The organism is bacterium, from assembly GCA_035703895.1.
Lineage (GTDB): Bacteria > Sysuimicrobiota > Sysuimicrobiia > Sysuimicrobiales > Segetimicrobiaceae > Segetimicrobium.
The window spans coordinates 1-6,755 of sequence record DASSXJ010000179.1; the positions used below are offsets into that span (position 1 = coordinate 1).

Annotated in this window: 6 protein-coding genes; 5 read left to right on the forward strand and 1 reads right to left on the reverse strand. The window is 64.9% G+C overall.

Going from position 1 to position 6,755, the window contains the following annotated elements:
• Positions 1–56 precede the first annotated feature (56 nt).
• Entirely contained in the window at positions 57–893 is an 837-nt protein-coding gene (locus tag VFP86_12705) for a hypothetical protein (GenBank protein ID HET9000500.1), read from the reverse strand.
• Positions 894–1,343: 450 nt separating this feature from the next.
• Between VFP86_12705 and VFP86_12710 the strand changes: the two genes are divergently transcribed.
• From VFP86_12710 to VFP86_12730, 5 genes are all read left to right on the forward strand, one after another.
• On the forward strand, positions 1,344–2,864 hold the full coding sequence (locus VFP86_12710) for a glucan biosynthesis protein G (protein HET9000501.1): 1,521 nt from the start codon (positions 1,344–1,346) through the stop codon (positions 2,862–2,864).
• Positions 2,865–2,888: 24 nt separating this feature from the next.
• Positions 2,889–3,440, forward strand: coding sequence for a hypothetical protein (locus VFP86_12715; GenBank protein HET9000502.1), 552 nt, complete (start codon positions 2,889–2,891; stop codon positions 3,438–3,440).
• Entirely contained in the window at positions 3,433–5,535 is a 2,103-nt protein-coding gene (gene mdoH / locus VFP86_12720; GenBank protein ID HET9000503.1) for a glucans biosynthesis glucosyltransferase MdoH, read from the forward strand. Before VFP86_12715 ends, mdoH begins: the two co-directional genes overlap by 8 nt.
• Positions 5,536–5,790: 255 nt before the next feature.
• Complete coding sequence (gene kdpF / locus VFP86_12725; GenBank protein HET9000504.1) at positions 5,791–5,874, forward strand: K(+)-transporting ATPase subunit F; 84 nt, start codon at positions 5,791–5,793, stop codon at positions 5,872–5,874.
• A partial coding sequence (locus VFP86_12730) for a potassium-transporting ATPase subunit KdpA (protein HET9000505.1) occupies positions 5,871–6,755 on the forward strand: 885 nt, incomplete at its 3' end. The genes kdpF and VFP86_12730, both read left to right, overlap by 4 nt.

Here is a 6,755-nt window from a genome sequence, read left to right on the forward strand (position 1 = left end):
AAGCAGATGCGCGGCTTGGGTGTGATCGAGAGAGGCGAGGAGGGTCTTCGCTTCGCTTAGCGAGTGCCGGGGAAACCCGATTGTATGGTCCGGCACGGGTCCTGCTGCGCTTGGGCGGGACCCGTCCCTAGCGTCATGCCAAGCTGCGCTCTCCACCCGCCTTGCGCCGTCCACAGTCCTTGGAAATTGAGACCGGCCAGCGATGAGCCTAATCCCAGCTGGACGCCCTGGGAAGGCGAGGCCGCGGCGGAGACGACGACCGGCCCGGTGCGAACCTGCATGGTCGGGGAGCCTCCCCCCAGGCCGGTCGTGTAGCCAAGGGTGACGGGTCCTAGGTTCAGGGTGGTCCCAGCAAAGTTCTGGATTTGCCCCGACGGCGAAACGACCGCGGCGGTCGAGAGAGCGAAGTCGCCAAACGACGCCTCGATCGCTCCGGCGGGTCCAAGGCTACTCTCTCCCAGCATGATCGTCCCCGCGCCTCCGGGAACCTTGTACCCGACCAGGTTCATCGCGTTGCTCGCAATGAATCCCCAGCCAGTGTCCCACAGGACCTGGACGCCGGGTACGGCCGGAACTCCGAGTTGTTGCAGCGGTGTGATCAGCGCGCTCGATGCCAGCACGCGGGCGTCCGAAGGTGTCCATGCTAAGCGCCAGTTCCCCGGGGCCCATTCCGCGTCGAACGAGGGTGTGTTGAGCACGACGTGCGATGCATCCGCCGTAATGTAGGACTGATCGAGGCAGCCACTCCCGAGTGCGTGCCCCGGGGTCTGTGAGGGCCCGTCTGCGACGACCTGGATCGGGCGGGCTTCGATGCTGTCCGGCATATTGAGGATGAGGGTCGCCGTGCCGGTCCGGATCCCCCGCACCGTGACTTCGTCTGTGCCCGTGGACACCTCAGCGACATCCCGAACATTCGTTTCCGCACGGACGACCCCGGGAACCGGGACTGTCACGGCTTGCCCGACGATCACCCTGAGGGCGTACGTGGATAAGGGAGCAGCGCCCACCCACTGCGCCGCCCCGATAATAAGAGGAACGAGAATCGCTACGATGCAAGGGACGATGATCTTCCGCATACGATATTGGGATGCCCAATGTGGGTCCGCGATTGGACCTGAAGTTACGCCACCGTCGTGGCGGTCCCCTCCTATTTTTTCTTTTTTCGGTTTGAGGTGTAGCAAAAGTGGAAATAACAGAAGCGTAACCCATCCCAATCACAGAGGTTTCTAATTCGCCTTACCCTCCCGACTCAGAGCCGGTGGGTCTCGGGCACGCGCATTCACATGGATGCGCACTCGAGGCGCCGGGGCAGTATCTGGCTGGGATATCGGGGCCCGATTGGGGTGATAGTCCTGGGGTTGTGGCTCGCGATCGTCCCCGGCGCGAGCCCCTCGGTCACTCCGCAGGCGACGTTTGGTTTCGAGGATGTCACCACCCTGGCGCGCGGTCTCGGCGCGAGTCCGTACCGTTCCCAAGAGGATCGCATCCCAGAGTTCCTCCACCGGCTCGGATACGATCAGTACCGGGATATCCGGTTCAAACGGCAGCGCGCTTTATGGCGGGATGCAGGGCTGCCATTTCAGGTGGAGTTCTTCTTTCCCGCGTACAACTTCAGCCAGCCGGTCGCCATCGACGTGATTGACCCCCGCGGGGCGCGGCCCGTACCCTTCTCTCCCGACCTCTTTACCTACGGAAGCGTGCGCTTTCCCGCGCCGGTGCCGTCCGGACTCGGGTTCGCCGGCTTCCGGCTCCGCTATCCGATCCATACCACGTCCACTGCGGACGAGTTCGCCGTCTTTCTCGGGGCGAGTTACTTTCGGGCATTGGGGAAAGGCGAGGGGTACGGCCTCTCGGCCCGAGGGCTCGCGATCAACACCGCCGATCCCAACGGGGAAGAGTTTCCGTCGTTCACAAAGTTTTGGCTGGAGACCCCCTCGCGCTCTGCTGACACGATGACCCTCTACGCCCTTCTCGACGGTCCGAGTGCGGCCGCTGCGTACCGGTTTGCCATCCGCCCGGGCGCCCCGACGTCGATGGATGTCACCACCGCGGTGTTCCTGCGCGCCCCGGTCGCGGTGCTGGGGATCGCCCCGCTGTCCAGCATGTTCTTGCACGCAAAGAACACGGCGCGCACGCCGGGGGATTTCCGACCGGAGGTCCACGACTCCGACGGCCTGTTGATCGCCTCGCGGGCGGGCGAATGGACCTGGCGGCCCCTAGTCAACCCCTCAGGCGTCCTGGTCAGCTCATTCTCATTCGAGAACCCGGCGGGGTTCGGGCTGATGCAGCGCGACCGGGATTTTGACCACTACCAGGATCTCGAGGCCCGCTACGATCTCCGGCCCAGTGCGTGGATCGTACCGCACGGCAACTGGGGAGAGGGCCAGGTCCGCCTGGTCGAGCTCCCCTCGCAGGATGAATTCTTCGACAACATTGTCGCCATGTGGGTCCCGGCGCACCTTCCACCGGCGGGGAGCCCGCTCCGCCTCGCCTATGACATCCAGTGGGGGAGCGAAGACCGCAGGCTTCCGCCGCCGCCCGGCGGCCGCGCCGTCGCGACCCGCATCGGTCTGGCGCACTCCTCCGATGTTCCGGCGGGAGGAACCCTCCAGGTTTTTGTCATCGATTTCGCCGGCGGCGCCCTCACCCCACTGTCGCCGAATGCGATCGTGGAGCCGATCCTTACCGTGGGGCCGGGAGGGAAGATTTTGGAAAAGCATGCGCAGTGGAACCCGATGACAAAGGGGTGGCGCGCGTCGTTCCGTCTCCTCATCACCGGGAAGGCTCCTGTGGACGTGCAGTGTTTTCTCAAGCACGGACGGGATGCGCTCACCGAAACGTGGAGCTACCTGGCCCAGCCGTGATCTCGAGGTGACCGTGATGTTGGAATGGATGTGACGGCGGCTTGGATCGGCAGCGCCTTTGATGCGCTGCTCAAGGGGATAGGCCATCACGGCGCCGGGACCCTCCTGCCGCCGTTGGGAGAGTGGCTGCGTGCCTATCAGCGGGCCACCCACTATTTTCGCGCGCTCGACATCCACGAGCCACCGCCGCATCTCCTGGCATGCACAGCCGTTGAGCGCGCCCTCCACCGGGCGGCTGAGCGCCGCAACAATGTAAGTCCCTTGTGGCTGGCCATGGAGGAGGTCCATACGCTCCTCTGGGAGCAAGTCCGGCAGCCCGACGATTCATCGGCCCTCGCCTTTGGGCCGGATTCCGTCTCCTGGCGAGTCGCCGCCTCGCTCGTTGAGGGGAGGGCGCGGATCCCCGTTTCGACCCTTTCGCGGCCGGAACACTTGAGGCCGCTGCCCGATCCACTCCCTGCTCCCATGGCGCCGCAATCCTTCGAGCTCTTTTCCGTGAGGCGCATCCTGGATGCGATCGCGGGCAGAGCACCACGTCCTGCCTTCGGTATTGTCGGGAAACGCCGTCATGCCTGACCCCGTGGTCATCGGATCGCCAGGGTGGGAGGCGCTCGCGAGGAGGCGCCGGATGTCGCTCGGTGCCCTCGTGATCCTTCCGGCGGCTGCGGCGGGATGGGCGTTCACTCAGTCGCTCCCGCCGTCGCTGCCGTGGGTCCCGCTGGTCGGGCTCGGCCTGCTGTTCTCCACGCTGTTCGCATGGATATCCTGGGGAGCCTGGACGGCGATCGCGGGGTATCTGGTGCTCCGCCAGAGCCATCACCGGACTTCTCCGGCGCCAGTGGCCACCGCGGATGAGGCATCCCCAGACGACCGGGGTCGAACCGTCATCGCGTTTCCCATCTGTGACGAGGATGTTGATCGCGTGTTTGCCGGCGTGCGGGCGACCTATCAATCGGTCGCCGCGACCGGACGGCTTGAGAGATTCGAGTTCTACATTCTGAGCGATTCCCATGATCCGGATACGTGGATCGCGGAAGAAGCGTCCTGGGCGAGGTTGTGCAGAGGGGTGGACGGCTTCGGCCGCATTTACTACCGGCGGCGTCCCGGGCCCACGGGGGGAAAGGCCGGCAACCTCGCCGAGTTCTGCCGCGGCTGGGGACGACGCTATCAGTACATGGTGGTGCTCGACGCCGACAGCATCATGGCGGGATCGACGATCGTGCAGCTAGTCGCGCTGATGGATGGCCACCGCGAGGTCGGCATCATCCAGACGCTCCCGGTGCCCGTGAACAAGGCATCGCTGTTCGCCCGCGCCCGACAATTTTCCAGCCGTTTGTGCGGCCCGGTATGCGCCGCCGGGCTGCATTACTGGCAACTCGGGGACGGCGTGTATTGGGGGCACAATGCGATCGTCCGCGTGGAGCCGTTCATGGCATCCTGCGGCCTGCCCCGGCTGCCGGGGACCCCCCCTCTCGGCGGGCAGATCATGAGTCATGATTTCGTCGAGGCCGCGTTGATCCGCCGGGCCGGTTGGACGGTGTGGCTCGCCTATGATCTGGAGGGCAGTTATGAGGAAGTGCCGACCACGATTCCAGACCATCTCAAACGTGACCGCCGCTGGTGCAGGGGCAACCTGCAGCACGCGAGGTTGCTGTGGCTTCCGGGACTGTCGGTCGGGCATCGTCTCCATTTGCTGTTCGGCATCAGCGCGTACCTGATGGCCCCGCTGTGGATGATGTTCCTCGCCGCGGAGATGGTGATCGCGGCGGCGGGCCCGCATCTGCGAAGTGGCAGCGTTGCGGTGACGGGCGCGTCGCTGCATGCGGATTGGGCGATCCGGCTCTTCGGCGCGACGTTTGCGATGCTGCTCCTGCCCAAGATCCTGGCGCTCGCCCTCGTTCTCGGAGACAGCGCCGCCGTGCGGCGGTTCGGCGGGCGGGTCGGGTGCGTTCTCAGCGTCGTTTTGGAACTCTTCATCTCCGCGGTTGTGGCGCCGACGGTCATGGTCAGCCATACCTGGTTCGTCATTTCCATCCTCGCGGGTGCGCGGGTGGGGTGGGCATCGCAGCGGAGGCGTGATTATGCGCTGACGTGGCCGGACGCCTGGCGCGGTCAGTGGGGCGTGACGGCGTTCGGGATCGTCTGGCTCGTGGTTGCGGCCCGGATGCAATTTCCTGTGATGGTCGAATGGCTGGCGCCGATGCTGTCGGGACTACTGTTGGCGGTACCCGTGTCGGTCTACTCCAGCAGCGCCGGAGTGGGCGCTTTGGCCAGGGAGTGGGGGTTGTTTCTCACTCCGGAAGAGAGGAAGCCGCCTCTGGTGCTCCGTCAACTCCGGCACGCACTCGAGAGCCGCCCGCCCCAGCGAACGAACCCCGAACTGTCATGGGGCAATACCTTCGCGCGGACCGTCGTCGATCCGTATGTGAACGCCCATCACATCTGGCAGATGATGTTCCGGGCGGAGGACCGCGCCCCGAGCGCCGGCGGGAGCTTGGTGGAACGGGCGCTGCAAACGGACCCGATCGCGCTGGATCCCGAGGAACAAGCCGCGTTCTTAGACGACCCGGACAGCCTCGCACGCCTGCACCTCGCGGTATGGAGCGCGCCCGAAGCCATTGCCCGCCGGTGGTGGGCGCACGCGCTTCGCCCAGATCAGCATATCTCGTAGCCGAAACGCGGTCCGGGCCTCAACGGCGCCCCCCGAGGGTTCGCGGCCGCTTGGCCGCTTGATGGGTTCTTGATGGTTTCGGCTCTCTTCTTGCGCTCCCTTTGAGTGCTTGCGTGCCATACTTGAGGTTGTGATTCGCGAAAGAGGGGGGATCGCGGATGTGGGATGTCCTCATCGTTGCGCTTATGCTCCTGCTCTTTGTTGTGACCCTATGGATGGTCCCCGGTCTGACGCGGCTGATGGGGCGGTGACGACATGATCGTGCTCGCGAGTGTTCTGTCCGTCGCGCTGTTCGTGTATTTGATCTTCGCGCTGTTGAAGCCGGAGTGGTTCGTATGACCACCATCGGCGTGCTGCGGATTCTGCTCTATCTCGCGGTGGTGTTCGTGCTGGTTAAGCCGTTGGGCGCGTACATGGCTCGTGTGTACGAAGGCGGGCGTACCATGTTTGACCCCGCGCTGCGGCCCCTCGAGCGAGCGCTGTACCGGTTCTGCCGGATCGACCCCGTAGAGGACATGACGTGGCAGACCTACACGATCGCGATGCTGGTATTCACGCTCGTGGGCATGCTCCTGCTCTACGCACTGCAGCGGTTGCAGGGGGTGCTTCCGCTCAATCCCCAGGGGATGAGCGCCGTCTCGCCCGACCTGTCGCTCAACACGGCTATGTCCTTCACCACGAATACCAACTGGCAGAACTACGGCGGCGAGAGTACGATGAGCTACCTGACCCAGATGGCGGGGCTCACCGTGAAGAACTTCGTCTCGGCGGCGGTCGGGCTCGCCATCATGGTGGCCCTGATCCGCGGGCTGGCACGCCGCACGGCCCAGGCCATCGGCAACTTCTGGGCCGATACCGTGCGAGGCTGTCTTTATATCTTGCTCCCCCTTTCGGTCGTCCTGGCTCTCCTGTTGGCCTCCCAAGGGGTGGTGGCGACCCTGTCGTCGTACAGGACCGCGACGCTGCTGGAACCGACGTCCTATGAGCAACCGGTGACCGATGCGAACGGGAAGCCCGTGCTCGACGCGAAGGGCCAGCCCACAACCAAGAACGTCAAGGTGACCGAACAGGTCATCGCTGTCGGCCCGGCCGCCTCGCAGATCGCGATCAAGCAGTTGGGGACGAACGGCGGCGGGTTCTTCAATACCAACTCGTCGCACCCGTTCGAGAACCCGACCCCGTTCTCGAACTTCCTCGAGATGCTGGCGATCGTGATGCTG

Bases quoted from the DNA above. Each gene is read 5' to 3' on its own strand.
- mdoH (HET9000503.1), top strand. From the start codon at position 3,433: ATGCCTGACCCCGTGGTCATCGGATCGCCAGGGTGGGAGGCGCTCGCG.
- kdpF (HET9000504.1), top strand. From the start codon at position 5,791: ATGATCGTGCTCGCGAGTGTTCTGTCCGTCGCGCTGTTCGTGTATTTG.
- VFP86_12715 (HET9000502.1), top strand. From the start codon at position 2,889: ATGGATGTGACGGCGGCTTGGATCGGCAGCGCCTTTGATGCGCTGCTC.